Source organism: Limosilactobacillus avium (assembly GCF_947381485.1).
Taxonomy (GTDB): domain Bacteria; phylum Bacillota; class Bacilli; order Lactobacillales; family Lactobacillaceae; genus Limosilactobacillus; species Limosilactobacillus avium.
The window spans coordinates 1-19,899 of the sequence record NZ_CANCWN010000014.1 but is presented as its reverse complement, the minus strand read 5'-3'; the positions used below and the strand labels follow the sequence as shown (position 1 = coordinate 19,899).

The 19,899-nt window shown below is 49.1% G+C and carries 18 protein-coding genes and 2 tRNA genes; 14 read left to right on the top strand and 6 right to left on the bottom strand.

What is annotated here, in order from left to right:
* Positions 1-349: 349 nt before the first annotated feature.
* The gene (locus QOS01_RS05865) at positions 350-1,225 is read left to right on the top strand and encodes a PPK2 family polyphosphate kinase (protein WP_222258342.1); all 876 of its coding nucleotides are present in this window, start codon (positions 350-352) and stop codon (positions 1,223-1,225) included.
* A 90-nt stretch (positions 1,226-1,315) separates the two neighbouring features.
* Here the strand turns inward: QOS01_RS05865 and QOS01_RS05860 are convergent.
* A tRNA-Lys gene (locus QOS01_RS05860) sits at positions 1,316-1,388 on the bottom strand.
* 142 nt (positions 1,389-1,530) lie between these two features.
* On the opposite strand from QOS01_RS05860, the gene QOS01_RS05855 reads away from it, so the two are divergent.
* Positions 1,531-1,965 (top strand): MarR family winged helix-turn-helix transcriptional regulator, encoded by a 435-nt coding sequence (locus tag QOS01_RS05855; protein WP_222258343.1) that lies wholly within the window; start codon positions 1,531-1,533, stop codon positions 1,963-1,965.
* A gap of 87 nt (positions 1,966-2,052) precedes the next feature.
* Entirely contained in the window at positions 2,053-3,774 is a 1,722-nt protein-coding gene (locus QOS01_RS05850) for an ABC transporter ATP-binding protein (RefSeq protein ID WP_283621507.1), read from the top strand.
* Positions 3,775-3,823: 49 nt separating this feature from the next.
* Here QOS01_RS05850 and QOS01_RS05845 read toward each other — a convergent pair whose 3' ends face one another.
* From QOS01_RS05845 to QOS01_RS05830, 4 genes are all read right to left on the bottom strand, one after another.
* The gene (locus QOS01_RS05845) at positions 3,824-4,819 is read right to left on the bottom strand and encodes an aldo/keto reductase (RefSeq protein WP_222258345.1); all 996 of its coding nucleotides are present in this window, start codon (positions 4,817-4,819) and stop codon (positions 3,824-3,826) included.
* A 16-nt stretch (positions 4,820-4,835) separates the two neighbouring features.
* A complete protein-coding gene (locus QOS01_RS05840; protein ID WP_222258346.1) occupies positions 4,836-5,789 on the bottom strand; it encodes an aldo/keto reductase in 954 nt (317 codons plus the stop codon).
* Between the two features lie 98 nt (positions 5,790-5,887).
* The gene (locus tag QOS01_RS05835; protein WP_283621506.1) at positions 5,888-6,334 is read right to left on the bottom strand and encodes a winged helix-turn-helix transcriptional regulator; all 447 of its coding nucleotides are present in this window, start codon (positions 6,332-6,334) and stop codon (positions 5,888-5,890) included.
* Positions 6,335-6,395: 61 nt separating this feature from the next.
* Positions 6,396-6,468, bottom strand: a tRNA-Lys gene (locus QOS01_RS05830).
* Between the two features lie 161 nt (positions 6,469-6,629).
* Here QOS01_RS05830 and yycF point away from each other — a divergent pair.
* From yycF to QOS01_RS05780, 10 genes are all read left to right on the top strand, one after another.
* Positions 6,630-7,337 (top strand): response regulator YycF, encoded by a 708-nt coding sequence (gene yycF, locus QOS01_RS05825; RefSeq protein ID WP_283621505.1) that lies wholly within the window; start codon positions 6,630-6,632, stop codon positions 7,335-7,337.
* A 13-nt stretch (positions 7,338-7,350) separates the two neighbouring features.
* Complete coding sequence (gene walK, locus QOS01_RS05820) at positions 7,351-9,219, top strand: cell wall metabolism sensor histidine kinase WalK (protein ID WP_283621504.1); 1,869 nt, start codon at positions 7,351-7,353, stop codon at positions 9,217-9,219.
* Positions 9,197-10,492 (top strand): YycH family regulatory protein, encoded by a 1,296-nt coding sequence (locus QOS01_RS05815; protein WP_283621503.1) that lies wholly within the window; start codon positions 9,197-9,199, stop codon positions 10,490-10,492. The genes walK and QOS01_RS05815 overlap by 23 nt, the downstream gene beginning before the upstream one ends.
* A 13-nt stretch (positions 10,493-10,505) precedes the next feature.
* Positions 10,506-11,345, top strand: a complete 840-nt coding sequence (locus tag QOS01_RS05810) for a two-component system regulatory protein YycI (protein WP_283621502.1) — start codon at positions 10,506-10,508, stop codon at positions 11,343-11,345.
* A gap of 22 nt (positions 11,346-11,367) precedes the next feature.
* Positions 11,368-12,174, top strand: coding sequence for an MBL fold metallo-hydrolase (locus tag QOS01_RS05805; protein ID WP_283621501.1), 807 nt, complete (start codon positions 11,368-11,370; stop codon positions 12,172-12,174).
* A 71-nt stretch (positions 12,175-12,245) separates the two neighbouring features.
* On the top strand, positions 12,246-13,514 hold the full coding sequence (locus QOS01_RS05800; protein WP_283621500.1) for a S1C family serine protease: 1,269 nt from the start codon (positions 12,246-12,248) through the stop codon (positions 13,512-13,514).
* 139 nt (positions 13,515-13,653) lie between these two features.
* Positions 13,654-14,151, top strand: coding sequence for a phosphatidylglycerophosphatase A family protein (locus QOS01_RS05795; protein WP_283621499.1), 498 nt, complete (start codon positions 13,654-13,656; stop codon positions 14,149-14,151).
* A gap of 558 nt (positions 14,152-14,709) precedes the next feature.
* On the top strand, positions 14,710-15,189 hold the full coding sequence (gene rlmH / locus QOS01_RS05790) for a 23S rRNA (pseudouridine(1915)-N(3))-methyltransferase RlmH (protein WP_283621498.1): 480 nt from the start codon (positions 14,710-14,712) through the stop codon (positions 15,187-15,189).
* Positions 15,190-15,250: 61 nt separating this feature from the next.
* Positions 15,251-15,784 (top strand): NADPH-dependent FMN reductase, encoded by a 534-nt coding sequence (locus QOS01_RS05785; RefSeq protein WP_283621497.1) that lies wholly within the window; start codon positions 15,251-15,253, stop codon positions 15,782-15,784.
* A gap of 207 nt (positions 15,785-15,991) precedes the next feature.
* A complete protein-coding gene (locus QOS01_RS05780) occupies positions 15,992-17,164 on the top strand; it encodes an iron-containing alcohol dehydrogenase (RefSeq protein ID WP_283621496.1) in 1,173 nt (390 codons plus the stop codon).
* Positions 17,165-17,317: 153 nt separating this feature from the next.
* Here the strand turns inward: QOS01_RS05780 and dcm are convergent, their stop codons facing one another.
* Positions 17,318-18,607, bottom strand: a complete 1,290-nt coding sequence (gene dcm / locus QOS01_RS05775; RefSeq protein WP_283621495.1) for a DNA (cytosine-5-)-methyltransferase — start codon at positions 18,605-18,607, stop codon at positions 17,318-17,320.
* A 110-nt stretch (positions 18,608-18,717) separates the two neighbouring features.
* Between dcm and QOS01_RS05770 the strand changes: the two genes are divergently transcribed.
* On the top strand, positions 18,718-19,857 hold the full coding sequence (locus tag QOS01_RS05770; RefSeq protein ID WP_283621494.1) for a Sau3AI family type II restriction endonuclease: 1,140 nt from the start codon (positions 18,718-18,720) through the stop codon (positions 19,855-19,857).
* Positions 19,858-19,899 lie beyond the last annotated feature (42 nt).

Sequence of the window (19,899 nt, the reverse complement as noted above, 5' to 3'; positions counted from 1 at the left end):
ACATAATTCCGCAATTCGTTTAGCAACAAAAAAAGAGTTCCCAGTGCGCGCACTCTGAGAACTCTTACTTGGAAAATATTTAAAACGGAAAAGCTACTTGTTGTTAACTTTGCCGTCTTCCCGCTGAGTAATCATAGGGTAACGCAAATAGCATGTTGGCGTTCGCACAACATGCACAACAAGTAGCAGCCTTGGCAAAAATTGCGTTAGTCATAATGATTACTCCCTTCGTTTCTAAACTTGGCTATACTATACCGAGTTAGTTACTTTTTGTCAACAAAAAAATATAATTACCCGGGTGACGGCTATTTGGTATATGATTGAGGAAGACGGAAAAGGAGGAATTGCGATGGACACAAAACAGTATCGGTATACCAGTAATGATTTTAAGATTAAGAAGGCGCCGACCTTTGTTACGGACTCAAGTGATGAGCTGAAGAAGATCAAGAAGCAGGTTAAGAAGAATCTGAAGCGGATCCGGGAGGCCCAAAAGAAGATGTACGCCCGGCGGCACTACAGCGTCCTGGTCGTTTTCCAAGCGATGGATGCCGCGGGGAAGGACAGTATGATTGCCCACATCTTCTCGGGAGTTAACCCGGTTGGCTTTAAGGTCGCCAACTTTAAGCAGCCCACTTCTAAGGAACTGCGCCATGACTACCTCTGGCGGATTACCCGGGAGCTGCCCCTTCGTGGGGACATCGGGGTCTTCAACCGGTCTTACTACGAGGATGTCTTAGTGTCCCGGGTCCACCCTGAAATTATCCTGAATAGCAACCTCCCTGGCATTTACTCCTTAAAGGACGTGGATGACCACTTCTTTGAGAAACGCTACCAGGATATCCGTGAGTACGAGAAGTACCTGACCCGTAACGGCTATGTTGTTTTGAAATTCTTCCTGCACGTTTCTAAGGATGAACAGAAGAAGCGGTTCTTGTCCCGGATTGACCGGCCGGAAAAGAACTGGAAGTTCTCGGCGGCGGATATTCGGGAACGCCAGTACTGGGACCAGTACCAGGCGGCCTACGAGAAGGCAATTAACGCCACCGCCACGAAGGAGAACCCATGGTACGTTATCCCGGCGGACGACAAGTGGTATTCCCGCCTGATTGTTTCAGACATTATCACCAAGCGGATTGAAAAGTTGCCCCTCTCGTACCCAGAACTGAACGAACAGGAGGCAGCGGAGCTCAAGGAAGCCCGGCAGCGCTTGTTGGATGAAAAATAATAGTGATATGGTGCTAGTATTCGGCCTTGCCGAGGACTGGCACCTTTTTTGGTGACAAAAAAAGCACCCGCCGAAACGAGTGCTTAGTGATGGGCAGTCAGGGGATCGAACCCTGGACCCACGGATTAAGAGTCCGTTGCTCTGCCAGCTGAGCTAACTGCCCATGTCATATTGACAACACAAATTATAATATCAACTTTTCCCCTTTTTTGCAAGGCCTTTTTAAAATTATTTCGTATTTTACTTAGGTATCTAACTGTTATAAGCTAATAGTAAGGATAAATTCTAAAGTAAGGGGTAATTTTATGACCAGCAAAAAAGAGCGTTTTGAGCTGATGAACCGCCTGTTGCGGACCTACATGATTAACATGCAACACTTCTACATTAGCCTTTCGCCACAACTAGACCTAACACCGCAACAGGCCCGGACCCTCTTGTACATCCAAAAAAAGCCTGGCCTGATTCAACGGGAAATCGGTGACTATTTCCACCTCCGCAACGCCAGCGTCACCAGCATGTTGAAGAATCTTGAACGGGCCGGTTATATTGTCCGGAAAAACGACCAGGAATCAGCCCGCATCAAGCGGATTTTCTTGACAGATGCCGGCGTCGCCAAAACGGCGAAAATCAAGACGGTCTTTGACCAGGCCTACTCACAGATTGTGGATCATCTGCGAGAAGAAGATATCGACGCAATGGTGACGGCGATGAAGAAAATTAACCGGGACCTAGAAAAGTAAATTATCTTGTTGACAGTTAGATGCCTATGTGTTTTAATGTAAGTCGTTTAAAACAGTTAGATACTTAATTGTTAGGAGGCTTACAAAATGCCAAGGAAAAAGTTCAATTTTCGTGAGTTCTTTGGACTGATCAACCACCTCCACCCGAAATACGGGCGGCTCGTGGTCGGGGTCCTGCTGGGCTTTATTTCGACAGCGGCCAACCTGTTTGTGCCGCAACTGGCCCAGCGGCTGATCAATAATTTCCGTAGTATTAGCCCAACTTTGGCAATCTTAACGGTGGTTATCTTTATTGCTGGACTGATTACCAGTGCCGTTTCAGGAGTCCTGCTCGGGATCTTTGGTGAGAACGTAGTGGCCAAGCTGCGGAAACAGTTGTGGCAGAAGCTGCTTAAGATGCCGGTAAAGTACTTTGACAATGTCAAGACCGGGGAAATCAGCTCCCGGCTGGTCAACGATACCTCACAGGTGAAGGAACTCCTTGCGTCGACCTTCCCCAACGCGATGACCTCAATCCTCCAGTTTGTCGGCGCCCTGGTCATCATGCTGGCGATGGACTGGAGGATGACCATCCTGATGTTCGTCACCGTCCCGCTGATTATCCTGGTGATGATGCCAATTATGAATTGGTCCCGCCGAATCGGTCGGATCCGCCAGGATAAGCTGGCTAAGTTCGCCAGCGACTCCACCGACGTGCTCGGAGAGGTGCGATTGGTCAAGTCCTCAAATGGTGAGCAGCACGAGCTTACCCGGGGAAACCAGCGCATTCGCAACCTCTACAGGATTGGGGCCAAGGAAGCCATCGTCAATTCCGTCACCTTGCCGGTTACTAACATGATGATGATGGTAATGTTCCTTTTGGTCCTCGGTTATGGGGCCATTCGGGTAATGAACAACCAGATTACCATGGGGGCACTGGTATCGTTTCTGATGTACCTGTTCCAGATTTTCAGTCCGGTAATCATCGTCAGCCAGCTCTTTACCGACATGGCCAAGACAAGTGGGGCCACCGAACGAATCCAGCAGATGCTGGCCGAACCCGAGGAATTTGTTAGCGACAAGACCGAACAGGAAATCGCGGCAAAGCCACTGAAGTTTGACCACGTTGACTTTGCCTACGAGCCCGGTAAGCCGATTCTCAAGGACATCAGTTTTGCGACGAAACCCAACGCGGTGATCGCCTTTGCGGGCCCGTCTGGTGGTGGGAAAACGACCATCTTCTCCCTGATTGAACGTTTCTACCAGCCGACTGCCGGTAAGGTCCTGCTGGGCGATGAAGACATTGATCAGTTCGACTTGGCCAAGTGGCGGGAACAAATCGGTCTGGTCAGCCAGGATGCCGCGGTAATGCCGGGCACCATCCGGGATAACCTGACATACGGACTCCGCCGGTCGGTGAGTGATGATGAACTCTGGTGGGCCCTCAAGATGGCGTACGCCGATGGCTTTGTCTCTCAAATGGCCGACCAGCTGGAAACAGAAATTGGGGAGCGGGGAATCAAGCTTTCCGGGGGCCAGCGGCAGCGAATTGCGATTGCCCGGGCCTTCCTCCGTGACCCCAAGATCTTAATGCTCGACGAGGCCACGGCCAGCCTGGATGCTGAATCCGAGGCAATGGTTCAAAAAGCCCTTGGCGACTTGATGCAGGGGCGGACCACCCTGGTGATTGCCCACCAGCTGAGTACGATTGTCGATGCTGACAAGATTTACTTTATCGAACACGGGACGGTATCGGGCGTCGGCACCCACCAGGAATTGCTGGAGAGCACGCCACTCTATGCCCAGTATGTTCACGATCAATTTAAATAGTAATAAGGCCACCGGCGGTTTTCCTGCGGTGGCCTTAATTATTATGCGGTTATTGTTGACTGGCGAGCACTTGGTCAATGGCGGCCAGCTCGTCAGCGGTGAATTTGAGGTTATTGAGGGCCTTAACGTTGTCAACCAGTTGACTTGGCCGACTAGCGCCCACCAGGACGCATGCCATCACTGGTTGGCGGAGGTCCCAGGCCAGAGCCATCTCGGCCAGGGTCTGGTGCCGCTGCTTGGCGATTTCGTTCAACTGCCGGACGGTATCGATGGTTTGCTCAACCTGATCCGGGTGGAGGAAGGGACTGGTCGACTTGGCAGCCCTTGAGTCAGCCGGGATGCCGTTGAGGTAGCGGTTGGTTAATAACCCCTGGGCCAGGGGACTAAAGCAGACCGCGCCCTTACCTTCCTTCTCCAGCACCGGTAACAAGTCACCCTCGATGTGGCGGTCAAACATGTTATAGCGGGGCTGGTGGATGATAAATGGCGTGTGGAGGTCCTTAAAGACCTTGGTGATCGCGGCGGTCTGGGCACCATCATAGTTGGAGATTCCAATGTAGAGGGCCTTGCCTTCCCGGACCAGCTGGTCGAGAGCCTCAGCAGTCTCTTCAATTGGCGTCGCCGGGTCTGGCCGGTGGGAATAGAAGATGTCTACGTAGTCCAGTTGGAGCCGTTTGAGGCTCTGGTTGGCACTGGCGATGATACTCTTGCGCGATCCCCAGTTGCCGTATGGGCCGTCCCACATTTCGTAGCCGGCCTTACTGGTGATGATCATCTCGTCTCTGTAGGGCTTCATATCGGTGGCCATGATCCGGCCAAAGTTTTCCTCCGCACTGCCGGGGACCGGGCCGTAGTTGTTGGCGAGATCGTAGTAAGTGATTCCGAGGTCAAACGCCTGGTGGACGATGGCCTTCTGATTTTCGTAGGGGTCAACGCTACCGAAGTTGTGCCAGAAGCCCAGACCAATGGCGGAGAGCTTGAGGCCACTCTTGCCAACCCGGTTATAGGTCATCTGTTGGTAGCGGTGGGGGTTAGCTTGATACATTATGACTCCTCCTCAATTAAGGCAGTTGGTGTCCGGCAGCCAGGTAGAGGTCGTACCACTCCTGGTTAGTCAGGTCGACGTCGGCGCCCTTGGCACTGTCGGCGATGTGGGCCGGGTTCATGGTCCCCATGATCAACTGGATCTGGGCCGGGTGCTTGAGGACCCAGGCGGCAGCGATGGCGTTTTTACCAACCCCGTACTTGGTGGCCAGTTCACCAAGCTTCTTATTCAGTTCTGGGTAGTCCGGGTTGTCGATGAAGGTGCCCTCAAAATTCCCGTACTGGAATGGCGACCAGGCCTGGATGGTGATGTGGTGGTGCCGGCAGTAGTCGAGGAGGCCGCCGTCGTGGTCGGTTCCATCGGCATTAGCAATGTTAGTATTGATCCCGAAGTCGATCATCCCCGTGTGCTTCAGGCCAAACTGCAGTTGGTTAAACATCAGGTGTTGGGTGATGCTGTCCTGGACCATCGCAAATTGTTGGGGGTTGAAGTTGGAGACCCCGAAGAAGCGGACTTTACCGCTGGCCTGGAGGATGTCAAAGGCTTCCTTGATGCCGTCCAGGTCCATCAGCGGGTCTGGCCGGTGGAGGAGGAGGCCATCCAAGTAGTCGGTCCCCATCCGCTTCAGGACCCCATCAACAGCCTCCAGGATGTGCTGCTTGGTGAATTCGTAGCGGCTGCCGAAGACAAAGCTACCGTTGCTCCGGGCCGGGTCAACGATGATGCCGACCTTAGATTGGATGAAAAGGTCCGTCCGTTTAGCATTTGACAGCTTGAGGGCCTGGCCCAGCACTTCTTCCGACTTGCCCTGACCGTAAATATCAGCCGAGTCGATGAAGTTGATGCCGTTATCAAAAGCAGTGTCGACCGCCTTGGCCGCTTCGGCCGGGGTCTTAGCTTCCATCCGCATGATCCCCAGTCCCATTGCCGGGATCTTCAGACTGGTTGCACCGAGGTTAATTTGTTTCATAAGAAAAGCCGTCCTTTCGAATCTGACTAGTTAAACTACACTTTTCATGATAGTTAACCAGTGCTGAGTCGACAAGACGGCACTTTTTATTTCCCAGGTTACTTTGAAGTACCCTGGTTGGTGGGGTGGTGGTCAGCGGCGTAGAGCTGGTTGAGCTTGCGCAGCCGTTCCTCTTTAACCTGCTTAGTAGCCTCACTATATTCACAGGTGCGGTGCTTAATACCGTAGCCTTTTCCGTTGATATAGCCCCAAGAGCACATGACATCGAGGATGGGAAAGAGGGTTTGGCCGTGTGCGGTCACGGCGTATTCAACTTGGACGGGGACGGTGGGGATGACGTTGCGGCTAATAATTCCGGCCGCTTCCAACTCCCTTAGCTGTGCGGTCAAGGTCTTCTTTGGCGCCGTTTCCAGGTAATGAAGGATCTCGCTGTAGCGCCTGGTCCCGTTGGTTTCCAGGTAGTGGAGAATCAACGGCTTCCACTTGCCACCAATTACGTCGAGAGTAACCTGAATTTCACTAAGGACCGTCTTTTGTGCCATCATCAATACCTCCCGGAAAACAAAAAAAGAGATTGAGGAAACCTCAATCTCTGTAAACCTCTGATGGGCAGTCAGGGGATCGAACCCTGGACCCACGGATTAAGAGTCCGTTGCTCTGCCAGCTGAGCTAACTGCCCATGACCTCTTAACAAGGTACTTTATTAATCTACCATCAATACTATGAATTGTCAACGGCTTTTGCTAAAAAAGTTTTCGGGACCTGTGCTATAATTGAGCTAGCTTAATAATGAAGGTTTTAAATTTTTGATCAATTATACCCAACGGAGGGACTATTGATATGGCGAAGAAAATTCTTGTTGTTGATGATGAAAAGCCAATTTCAGATATCATAAAATTTAATTTGGAAAAGGAAGGCTACGAGGTCGTCGTTGCCTTTGACGGCGAGGAAGCCCTGGAAAAGGTTGAGTCTGAGGACCCCGACCTGATTATCTTGGACCTAATGCTACCAAAGATTGACGGCCTGGAAGTTGCCAAGCGGGTGCGGGCCAAGCACACAATGCCAATCATCATGGTCACCGCGAAGGACTCGGAACTGGACAAGGTCCTCGGCCTGGAACTCGGTGCCGACGACTATGTCACCAAGCCGTTCTCTAACCGGGAATTGGTTGCCCGGGTTAAGGCTAACCTGCGGCGGCAGGCCACGCTGAAGGCCCCGGCGGAAGAGGATAAGAACAGCGACATCAAGGTCGGCGACTTGACTATCCACCCCGAAGCCTACACCGTTACTAAACGGGGCGAAAATATCAACCTGACCCACCGGGAGTTCGAGTTGCTCCACTACCTGGCCCAACACATTGGTCAGGTCATCAACCGGGAGCACCTCCTGCAGACCGTCTGGGGGTACGACTACTTCGGTGATGTCCGGACGGTAGACGTTACTGTCCGGCGGCTTCGTGAAAAGATTGAGGATAATCCAAGTCAGCCACAATGGTTGATTACCCGGCGGGGTGTTGGTTACTACTTAGCAAATCCTGATCAAAATTAGAGGCTGAACGGTTGTGAATAGCAAGCTAAAATTTTATCAATCGATTCGGGTAAAAATCGCCCTCGTGTTTGCGTTAATGCTGATGTTAACGTTGGAATGCGTCGGGGCGGTTTTTGTGCGTCAATTGGAGCATCAAAACCTGAATACGTTTAAACAAACCATTGAACTGCCGTCGTACGTTGATAATTCTTTGAGCGAACAGCTTTCCCGGCCCAACAAGAAGAAGGCCAACCAGCAGATGCGGCAGATCCTGTCAGAAGTCAATAACAACAACATCTCGGAGATCCGGGTAATTGACAGTAAGGGGATTATCCGGAGTACCAGCACGAGCGATACCCGGGGAATCGTGGGCCAGAAGACTACCGATGGTACGGTCAAGGCGACCCTGGTTAATAACCGGACCCACTCCGAAAATATTTATGATAGTTCCAACCATAACCGCTACTACGTTAACGTTATTCCCCTAAACGATAGTAATAATAACGTTGTCGGGGCGGTATACCTGCGGGCCAGCCTGGAAGGGGTATACTCCAACATCAACAGTATTACCCTGATTTACCTGTCGGCGGCTCTGATTACCATTGCCCTGAGTCTCTTCTTGGCTATTCTTATTTCCCAGGAAATAACGCGGCCAATTGAAGAAATGCGGAAGCAAACGCTGCGGATCGCCCGTGGGGACTTCTCCGGGCAGGTCCGGGTCATGGGAAATGATGAACTGGGCCAACTGGCCGGGGCGGTTAACAACCTCTCCGTGCGGGTCGAGGAGGCCCAGGAGTCGTCGGATTCAGAACGGCGGCGGCTTGACAGCGTCCTGTCCCACATGTCCGACGGGGTCCTGGCGACCGACCGGCGGGGCAACGTAACCATCGTCAATAACATGGCCCTCCAGTTGCTCGGCGTTGACCATGAGGACGATTTGATTGGGAAGTCAATCATTGACGTCTTAGACATCCGCCACGACTACACCGTCCGCCAGTTGATCAACACGGACCAGGAAGAAATGATCATTGACATGTCTAACGAGGGAACTGACCTGATCTTAAATGCCTACTTCTCGCCAATTCAGCGGGAATCGGGCTTCGTCAGCGGGCTGGTTTGTGTCCTCCATGACGTCACCAGCCAGCAAAAGGAAGAGCGGGAACGGAAGCAGTTCGTTTCCAACGTTTCCCACGAGCTCCGGACCCCCCTGACCAGTGTCCACAGCTACGTCGAGGCCTTGAGCGACGGGGCCTGGCAGGATAAGGAGATTGCCCCGAAGTTCTTGACGGTGATTCAAAACGAGACTGACCGGATGATCCGGATGATCAACGACCTCTTGAGTCTGTCGCGGATGGATTCCGGGACCACCAAGTTGAACCTGGAATACGTCAATATTAAGGAGCTCTTCAACTACATCCTGAACCGCTTCGACATGATCATTAAGAAGAACGAGAATGACGAGAACAGCAAGAAGTACACGATTGAGCGTTACTTCACCAGTAAGGACCTCTGGGTGGAAATCGATACCGATAAATTCACCCAGGTAATTGACAACATCATGAATAACGCGATCAAGTATTCGCCAGACGGTGGTGTGATCACAACCCGCCTGCTGGAGACGCATAATCACGTTATCCTGAGTATCTCAGACCAAGGTCTAGGAATTCCGCGGAAGGACCTGGGCCGGATCTTTGACCGCTTCTTCCGGGTTGATAAAGCACGGAGTCGGAAGCAGGGTGGTACCGGGCTCGGCCTGGCAATTTCCAAGGAGGTTGTCAACATGCTCGGTGGCCAAATTTGGGTCGATAGTGTCGAGGGCAAAGGTTCGACCTTCTATATTTCACTGCCATACGTACCTTATGAAGAGGAGGATGACTGGGATGATCAAGAAACTAAGGACTAACTGGTTATCATTTGCCTTAGCGCTCGTCGTAATCATCAGCCTGCTGATTTCCGGACTGGTCTGGACGAATCCTTTTCAATACGAGGGCGCCCGGCATGACAACTTAATTCACTCGAACCAACAATTTACGACCCAATCAATGGGGGATGTCTACCTGCCGACCAACCTGGTTCAGACTGACCGGCGGGGCAGTCAGGCGATTTTGTACAACCCCCAGGTCAACCTGATTCGCAAGCTCAAGGAGAACATCCGTAGTTGGCAGTTTGGCCGGGTTTCGACCGTCAAAAGCAATAACAGTGATGTCTACCTGAGTTACTTGCGGCGGCGCAACTCACTGATGATGAGCTACCCGGATGGGGTGCCAACGGTAGTCTTCAACGAGACCTTCTCCCAGTCGATCAATAGCGACCAGGTCAACCAGATTAACCACATCGTGATCCCCCTCGGTGGGCCGCGGGAAATCTACCTGCTGAGTGACCACCACTACGGGGTTTACCGCTTGCGGCTCAGCAAGGGTAACTTTAACAAGGTTCAAAACATTGCTAAGGATGCTAACCGGATCCCCGTTGACCATAAAATCGTTAACGGGCAGACGGTAATGACCTACCCACGGGGCTTTAGCCTGCCGACCTTTGCCTTCCAGGTAACCAACCAGAATATTGATACCCTGTCGACGAACCTGATGAGCAGCACCCAGCACGGCAACATTACGACCAACCATAATGGTGACAACATCGTCTACTCAAACGGGACCAACCGACGGATGACCTTTAACCAGGACCGGGGAACGGTCAACTACAAGGCCTTCTTGAACAACGACGATAAGCGGACCAATGAACAACTGTACTCGTACTTCTACAACCGCCTTGTTAAGACGGGGGTCCAGCTGGGGAACATCCGCTTTGACGGGGTCAACGACCACCAGCGGCAGTTAACCTACCGCAGCTACGTCGATGACTTCCCAATCTTTAACAGCGACGGTTACGGGACAATCAAGTTACGCCTGACCCGTGGTGGGACCGAGCGCTGCCAGATGAGTATTTACTCCGTCCAGGTGCCACTGCCAATCGACCAGCAGCAAGTCCGCCTGCCGTCCAGCACGGTCGTCTTGGACCAGCTGCATGCCAGTCCCCACTTTAGGGAAGTTAAGGGCTTGCGGGTCGGTTACCTGTGGAAGACCGACAGCAAGAATAAGAAGGTCGTTAAGTTAACACCATCTTACTTTGTGAAGTACCATGGTAACTGGATCAACTACACGGAATTGATTAAGTGAGGAGGGCACGAAAATGAATTTTAAACGTATTCAATGGATTTTCCTGTTTGCCTTCCTTGCCTTTGATATCATCGTGGGCTGTGAGCTCCTTTTTCAGGGGAGCCGGTTCACCATTTCAAATAGTCAGCAAGGCCACCAGACCGCGGTCTTGAAGGAAATGCGGGCGGATTCAATTACCTATACGTCCCTTTCCAAGCACCAGCCTTCCGGTTACTACATTTCGGGAACCCGGTCCGGGGATGGGGGCCAACTGGAGCAGCAGATGACCAAGCTGCGGAACCAGACCGCCCGCTTCTCGGATAGCGAGCTCAACAGTGAGTTTGACTCACCAATCAAGGTTAGCCACATCCACCCGAACTACCGGCTCAACCAGGTAATCAAGTCGGCCCGGCAAGTGCCGCTGGGGACCAATTACCGCTACAACGCCCAGCTTTCTGACAAGAAGACGGTTGTCTACACGCAGATGGTTAAGGGCCAGCCAATCTTAGATAATGATGGGCAGGTCCGTTTCCACCTCAATAATGGCAACCAGGTAACGGGCTACACGCAGGGCTACGTTGAGAACCCGACGACGCTCCAGCAGCGGGCCACGGCGATTAGCCAACAGCACGCGGTTATCTGGCTATACCGGCACAACCAGATTCCCAACGATTCACAGATTCGCTGGGCAATCCTGGGCTACACCAAGCTGCTGACGACGAATAACCACGACCGGGCAGTGTACGTCCCGACCTGGGTAGTGCAAATCAAGACGAAGACGTCTGATACGACCCAGCGGTTGAACGTCAACGCCTTTAATAGCACGGTGATGAAGACCTCACCGGATACCGTTAACATGGATAGTATTAAATAATTGCAAAAAGGGGAAATTTTTGGTGACAGATACCGATTCATTACGTTATAGCATTCTGGCAAGCGGGAGCACCGGCAACGTTACTTACCTGGAGACCAACCACCACCGGATCCTGATTGACGCGGGTCTCAGTGGGAAGAAGATTGAGGGGTTGATGAATAAAATTAACCGCTCACTGGCCGATGTCGAGGCCATCTTTGTAACGCACGAGCACAGCGACCACTGCCACGGTGTCGGGGTCCTCGCCCGGCGGTACGGGATGGCCGTCTACGCCAACCAGGGGACCTGGGACGCGATGGCCAGCAAGGTCGGCAAGATTCCGGCAGACCAGAAGTTTATCTTTGCGCCCAACAGCGTCAAGGAATTCGGTGACATGGATATCGAAAGCTTTGCGGTTTCCCATGACGCAGCGGAACCCCAATTCTACCAGGTTCACCACGACAACAAGACCTTCTGCATCCTGACCGATACTGGCTACGTCTCCAGTCAGGTTGCGGGAACCATCAAGGACGCGGACGCCTACCTGATGGAATGTAACCACGATACGGAAATGCTCCGGATGGGCCCGTACTCCTGGCCACTCAAGCAGCGGATCTTGGGGGATGAGGGCCACCTGTCCAACGAGGAGGGGGCCGATGCCTTGATGAGCGTTGTCGGCCGGCGGACCAAGGAGATTTTCCTCGGCCACCGCAGCCAACATAACAACATGCGGTCCCTGGCCCACCTCACCGTTGCCAGTATGATGGAGCAGCATGATTTTGGCGTGGGTCACGACTTCCGCCTCGACGATGCTGAGCCGGAGCAGCCAAGCAAATTAATGGTCCTGTAACGGTTTATTCAAAGAAATTTCATAACTTTCCGGTAAGGTAAAAGTGAGATTTACTGATGGAGGAATGAGTAATGAAGGATGATAAACCAGTTAGTCGCCGTTTCTGGGCGAAAGTTGCCGGGGTCGGCTTGTTAGCCGGCTTAATCGGTGGCGGGGTGACGCTCGGCATTAACGGTGCCATCCAGCACCATGAGGCGGCCGTTAGCACCCGGGTACCGATGGGGTCAAACAAGACCGGCGGGACCAAGGTGAACGGCAATAAGGCCAACCTGAACACCCAGTCGACGAAGGCCTATGATTCCGTCCAGTCGACGGTGGTCAGCGTCCTTAACAAGCAGAAGGTCCAACAGGGCAACGGCGCGCTGGGAATCTTCGGAACTATCCAGGGCGGGGAAGGCTCGTCGTCAAGTGATAGTAACAAGCTGGAGACCGCCAGTGAGGGCTCCGGGGTTATCTACAAGAAGTCCGGCAACACGGCGTACATCGTTACTAATAACCACGTCGTTTCGGGGTCCAACGCCCTCCAAGTCATTCTGAGCAACGGCAAGAAGGTTGACGCCCAACTAGTGGGGGCGGATTCCGCTACGGACCTGGCCGTTCTGAAAATCAACGCGGCGAACGTGAAGGAAGTCGCTTCCTTTGGGAACTCAAATTCAATCAAGGCCGGGCAGGATGTCCTGGCAATCGGGTCCCCAATGGGTAGTGAGTACGCCAACACCGTCACGAAGGGGATTGTGTCCGCCAAAAACCGGACCCTTAAGGCAGGGACCGATGGCACGCTGACGTCCGTTATCCAGACCGATGCGGCAATTAACTCCGGGAATTCTGGTGGCCCCCTGATTAACATGGCCGGCCAGGTAATCGGGATTAATTCAATGAAGCTCTCCTCTGACAATGATGGTTCCTCAGTTGAAGGGATTGGTTTTGCCATCCCAAGTAACGAGGTGGTCAGCATCATCAACCAGCTGGTCAAGAAGGGGAAGATTTCCCGGCCAGCACTTGGGCTGGGGATGGCCGACTTAAGCAGCGTTACCACCGACCAGCAGCAGTCCGTCCTTAAGCTGCCAAGCAACGTCAATAAGGGGGTTGTGATCCTCCAGGTTGCGAACGGCTCGGTTGCTGATAACGCGGGCTTGAAGAAGTACGACGTGATTACCCAGTTGGGTGACAAGAAGATCAACAACACGAACGAATTACGGGCGGCCCTGTACAAGTACAAGGTTGGTGACACCACGAAGGTAACCTTCTACCGGGATGGCCACCAGCAAACGGCCACCCTCCACCTGACTAAGGAAGCCGCCAATACCGACGACAACCAGCAGGAAGATGATGGTGAATAGATAAGAAAAGCAATCTTCTTAGTTCCATGTTCAGAAGATTGCTTTTTCTTTTTTCTGTAAGAAGCATTAAACCATTCTTTCCGTACTAATAGTGGTAGAATGGCTAATAACTTAATTTCGAAATAGGACGGTGAAATGAATGAACAATCGTAAATTTAAATACCCGGACACGAAGGCCTACGAATTTGTCGTTAACCGCTTGAAGGAGCGGGGGGTTAACTTGGATGACTTGATTGACATTATTTACGAGTCGCAAATCGAATTTGAGCCCCAGCTAACCAAGGAACGGTGCACTGAATACCTGCAAGACGCCCTCCACAAGCGGGAGCTCCTTAATAATGCAATGGTCATGCTGGAACTGGACCGCCTAACTGAGAAGGGTGAGGTTGCAGAGCCGCTGTCGAGCATCATCGTCAATGACGCCGGTGTCTTCGGGGTTGATGAAACCCTGGCCCTCCAGATTGCCAACATCTACGGGACGATTGGGACAACCAACTTCGGTTACTTCGACCGGGTCAAGAAGGGGATTATTGCGAAGTACGACCACGACGGTCAACACGTCAATACCTTTATTGACGACCTCTTAGCAGCGATTGTCTCTGCGGTCGCCGGTAAGATTGCCCACAGTTACGCCTAACTAAAATGACTTCCTGCCTGTGTAAAAGTCAGCAGGAGGTCTTTTTTATTTTACCTACCTTGTCGATAACCAGGACGGATTTTATCCGCAAATGCATCTTTAAAACCGAATATTAACCTTTTATTTAAAGGTCAACATTCGCTTAACCACGGTAAGTTGCTTAAATGCCACAAGCCGTGTTATTTTAGGGGAGAAATATGAAAGAAAAGCTGTTGATATTTTCTGTGGATAAGTAGGTGGATAACTAGTGGAAAATTTTTAGTCCGGTAAACAATGCCGTAAAATCGGCACATTAGCGGTTAAAAAAGTTATCCACAGGCAGTGGGATTGATAGTGGATAAGTGGAAAACTTTTCCGTTTTGTCCCCACTGAATGCCTTTATATCAATGATTATAGTTATCAACAGCGAACGATTGTTTTTGTGGATAACTGTGGATAAGTCCATTCTCAGAAAACGTTTTATTTGTGAATTAAGAAGCGAACATTCGGAGATATATTTCTTCCCCAAATCGGCCTGTGGATAACTTTGTGGAAAACATGTGGAAAGTGGTGGATATCTTGAATATTAAAATAATTGGTGTTGGTAAGTTAAAGGAGAAGTACTTCAAGGCGGGAATTGCGGAGTACGGCAAGCGCCTGGGCCGCTTTTGTAAGTTCCAGGTTGTTGAGGTGCCTGACGAAAAAGCGCCCGAGTCCCTGAGCCAGGCCGAGATGGATGAGGTAATGGCCAAGGAGGGGGAACGGATCCTCAACAAGATTAAGGACCGGGAGTACGTTTACGCCCTGGCAATCAAGGGCAAGGAACGGACATCTGAGGAGTTTGCCAAGGAGATCAACCAGCTGGCAACTTACGGCCACAGCGACATTACCTTTGTCATTGGCGGATCGCTGGGATTGAGCCCGGCAGTGCTGAAGCGGGCTGACACCCAGATTTCCTTCGGCCGCTTTACCTTACCCCACCAATTGATGCGGCTGGTATTGAGTGAGCAGATTTACCGGGCCTTCACGATTATCAACGGCCTGCCTTACCACAAGTAGTAAGCGTAAGGTGTGACGGTCCCTTTGTGGTGAACTATACTAGAGCTGAGGTGATTGTAATATGAAGAAAGTGGCAATTCTGATTGGCAGTGTTCGGCCCAACCGGCGGAGTAAGCAGGTAGCCGACTGGCTGCGGGTCCAGTTGATGAAGAGTAAGCAGGTTCACTTCGACGTGGTTGATCTGAAGAAGGTTAACCTGCCGATGATGGATGAGCCGCACATCCCCTTCACCGGCCTTTACACTCACGCCAAGACCCGGAAGTGGAGCAAGCTAGTTCAGTCGTATGACGGCTTCATCTTTCTCTTCCCCCAGTACAACTGGGGTTATCCAGCGGCACTGAAGAACGCGATTGACTACCTAGCCAAAGAATGGCAGGGTAAGCCGGTCAGCCTGGTCACCTTTGGCGGTCACGGGGGCAGTCAGGCCCAGGCGGCAATGCGCCTAGTGGTCACTGGTCTCAAGATGAAGCAGCTGGCGGTTAACCCGCAGATCAGCTTGATGCCGGGTGACTCTTTGGCCACGGCTGATTATCGCCTGCATACTCATGATGATGAGGCAGCCCTGCTTCGTCAGGAATTTGAAAATGTCTTATAAACAAAAAGCAGCTGGCGGTGTTAAAATCCGCCGGCTGCTTTTTACGCAACACTTGTGATAAAAATCGAGATTTACTACGTTACTACGTTCTGAAACCGCATTAGAATGCGATAAATCAAAGAAAATGGTTCGTGAAAATTGTTGCAAAGATTCCTGAAATGTGTAATTATTAGAACGTAAAAAATTAAAGAGAGAAGTTGTTATTTAATGGAACGTCAATTTGATTTTCTGATGCCAAGTGTTAACTTCTTTGGCCCCGGTGTTATCAAGAAGATTGGTGATCGGGCAAAGATGCTCAACATGCACAAGGTTCTGGTCGTAACTGGTGGCCACATCGTTAACTTGGAAAATGGTCCGGTTGCCCAAACCCTGGACTCCCTGAAGGCTGCGGGCGTTGAATACGTTGTCTTCGATGGTGCGGAAGAAAACCCAAAGATTCGCGACATCAAGAAGGGTAAGCAAATCTACCTGGACAATGGCTGTGACAGTATCATCACCGTTGGTGGGGGCTCTGCTCACGACTGTGGTAAGGGGATTGGTATTATCCTGACGAACGGTGACGACATTACTAAGCTTGCCGGTATCGAAACCCTGGAAAAGCCACTGCCACCACTGATGGCGGTTAACACGACTGCCGGGACTGGTTCCGAACTGACCCGTCACGCCGTTATCACCAACGAAGAAACCCACCTGAAGTTCGTCGTGGTTTCATGGCGGAACATCCCACTGGTTTCCTTCAACGACCCAATGCTGATGCTGGACATCCCACAAGCAACCACTGCCGCTACCGGTTTGGATGCTTACGTCCAAGCGGTGGAACCATTTGTTTCCGTTGACCACAACGACATCACCGATAGCCAATGTGAAAAGGCCATCAAGATCATCCAAAAGTACCTGCCAGAAGCAGTTGCTAATGGTCACAACGTGGAAGCCCGGACCAAGATGGTTGAAGGGGAAATGCTTGCCGGCATGGCCTTCAACAACGCCAACCTGGGTTACGTCCACGCCATGGCACACCAACTGGGTGGTCAATACGACGCTCCTCACGGTGTCTGCTGTGCACTGATGCTGCCAGTTGTTGAAGAATGGAACATCATCGCCTGCCCAGACCGCTTTGCTAAGTTGGCTGAAATCATGGGCTACGACACCACTGGCATGACCACGATGGAAGCCGCTCACAAGTCCATCGACGGGATGCGTGAACTGGCTAAGGCCATTGGTATTCCGGACTCCATCAAGGCCATTGGCGCAAAGCCAGAAGACTTCGAATTGATGGCTGAAAATGCCCTCAAGGACGGGAATGCCTTCTCCAACCCTCGCAAGGGGACCAAGGAAGACGTCATCAAGCTCTTCCAAAAGGCTTACGATGGAATTTACTAAATAAATTAATCACTATACCTGCTAGTTGTTAAGTAATAAAGCAATTAGTTGGTTTTGCGTACAAAAATAGCTGTGACAAAAAGTCTTTTTAATTAGAAGCTCCATTCGGAATTTGATAAAGATTTCGAATGGAGCTTTTTTGATTATGGTATATTAATTGTTATTTGACATCTCTTCAATTTCTTTTAGTTGTAAACCAATTCGCTTAATAATAGTTGTAACCAATGCATTTCCCATAAAAAACATCCGCATCCTATCGGATACTTCTTTGACTTCACCATCAACTTTTTTGTATTTAGTCCAGTTATCAGGGAAATCTTGTAGTCTTTCTGCTTCAACTGGTGTTAATAAGCGATACTTACCATTGATTTTTAACCAATGAGTTGAGCGGTTAACAGAGCCTTCTGAAGTTAACATCGTTCGACTAGGTAAATTTAAGTCCTCATAAGGTGACATACCACCTTCACTGTAAATATATTTATGGCCATCACGACTAGTACGATTGATTCGCTTAGGTCCCCTAAGGTAGGCGAACTTCTTGATTTTTTGTTTATCGGTAACGTAATATTTATCAGGCACATCTTTTTCTTTCTGAAGAGTGTCCTTTAATGGAATTGGTTTTTCTTTACCAGTAGCTTTAGTATCAATTGTAAAATAACGACCATGTCGCATTATACCGGTATTAAATACTTTACCTGTAAACTTATCTGAGACCTCTACAATATCTTTTGGTAACTCATAGTAAGCTTTCCGACCCTTATATGCCCTTTTTTGGATAGGAAATTGTTTGGCAAAAAGGCCATCAGTATAAATGTATTTATCATACCGTGACTCATTTAATAAGTCTTCAAGACTATTATTGTGCTCATATTTATCATCTAGCATCTTTGCATATGGCAAGTCATTACGAAAAACAAAAAAGTAAACTCTACGACGACGTTGCCGTCGACCATAATCAGCGGCATTAATAACACGCCACTCTACAGAATATCCAAGCTGGTTGAAAGCGGACAACATAATTGAAAAATCACGTCCACGTTGTTTAGCCGGTGCCTTAAGTAATCGATCAACATTTTCTAAGATTAAGTATTTAGGCTTAATGATGCGAGAAACTCTAATAATTTCCCAAAATAAAACTCCTTTTTTACCTTGAATCCCCATCTCATTACTTAATGAACGAGCTACTGAGTAATCTTGGCAAGGAAATCCACCAACAATCATGTCCGCATCCATTTTAGCAAATGTTTCATTAGGAATCTTTTGAATATCAATATTGATATTATCAGTATCTGGCCAATGATAATCATAAACTTCAAATGCATCTTGGCTTTTTCGTGCTGGCTCATATTGGTTAGACCATAGTGTCTTATACATCTTTGAATCTGCATTCTCAAGACCAATCCTAAATCCGCCAACACCAGCAAATAATTCTAGTACTTTCATTTTTTGAATTATCCTCTCTACTTTTGCACTCATATGTATTATATGATTATATAATACCGTAAGTGCGGAAATTGATCAACTTATACACACTCTGATGGGAGCAACAAGTAATGAAAAAATATGAATCAAAAGAAGAGGTACATAACCTGGCTAGAAAAATAATCAATGTACCTTTTGGTGAACTTGCTGATAAGTATGGCATTAACTTAAAAAATACCAAAAATAGTATTGGAGATTTATTTGAAGCTTATTTTGGAAAAGAAAAAGATTCGGCTAGTGAACCTGACTTAGGAGTAGCAGAGCTAAAGGCTACGCCATATAAGAAATTAAAAAGAGGAAGTAAATATAGCGCTAAAGAAAGACTGGTGCTTAATATAATTAATTACGATGAGTTAGTTAATGAGACATTTGAAGACAGCCATTTTTTGCACAAGAATAAAGTTATTGAATTAGCATTCTATGAATACTTTAAGAATAAGCCTCGTGATAAATGGTTTTTTAGTAATGTTGCGTTATTTGAAATGAGTAAGAATCCTGTTGATTATAAAATCATTAAGCATGATTGGGAAGTGATTTATAATTATGTTAATGAAGGTAAAGCTGATAAATTAAGTGAAAGTTTAACAAACTACTTATCAGCGTGCACAAAAGGAAAAAATAAAAAGAGTACTCGTCCACAACCTCATTCTAATATTCCCGCAAAGCAGCGTGCTTTCTCTTTTAAGACAGGGTATATGACGCAAATCCTGCGCAAGAATATCCTTGGTGATGAAGATAACGATGCCATCATAAAAAATCCTATTGAAATAAAAAATAAAAGTCTACGCGAGCTAATAATTGAAAGATTTGAACCATATATTGGTAAGGACGTTATTAGTATAGCTAATGAATTAGGGATTCAGCTTAAAACTGGTGAGAAGTTTTCTAAGAACTTAAATAATATGGTTGCGCGTCGCATGCTTGGCTTGAGTAAGGGGAATAAATTAGATAATATTTCTGAACTGGATAAAGGTTCATTTATTATGAAAACGATTCAATTTAATGCCCGGGGAATTAATAAGGAAAGTATGTCTTTTCCAAAATTTAATTATCAGGATTTAGTCTCACAAACCTGGGAAAATAAAGATGGGGAGCCTAAAGCAGAATTAAATATTATGTTTCGCGAATCAACTTTTATATTTTTAGTCTTCCAATATAATGAAAAGGGTTTTAATATTTGGCAGATTGTAAAATTTAAGTTGAACATTTAAGTGGACAGAAAAAACCATCAAGGTCTTTAATGGTGTTACCAC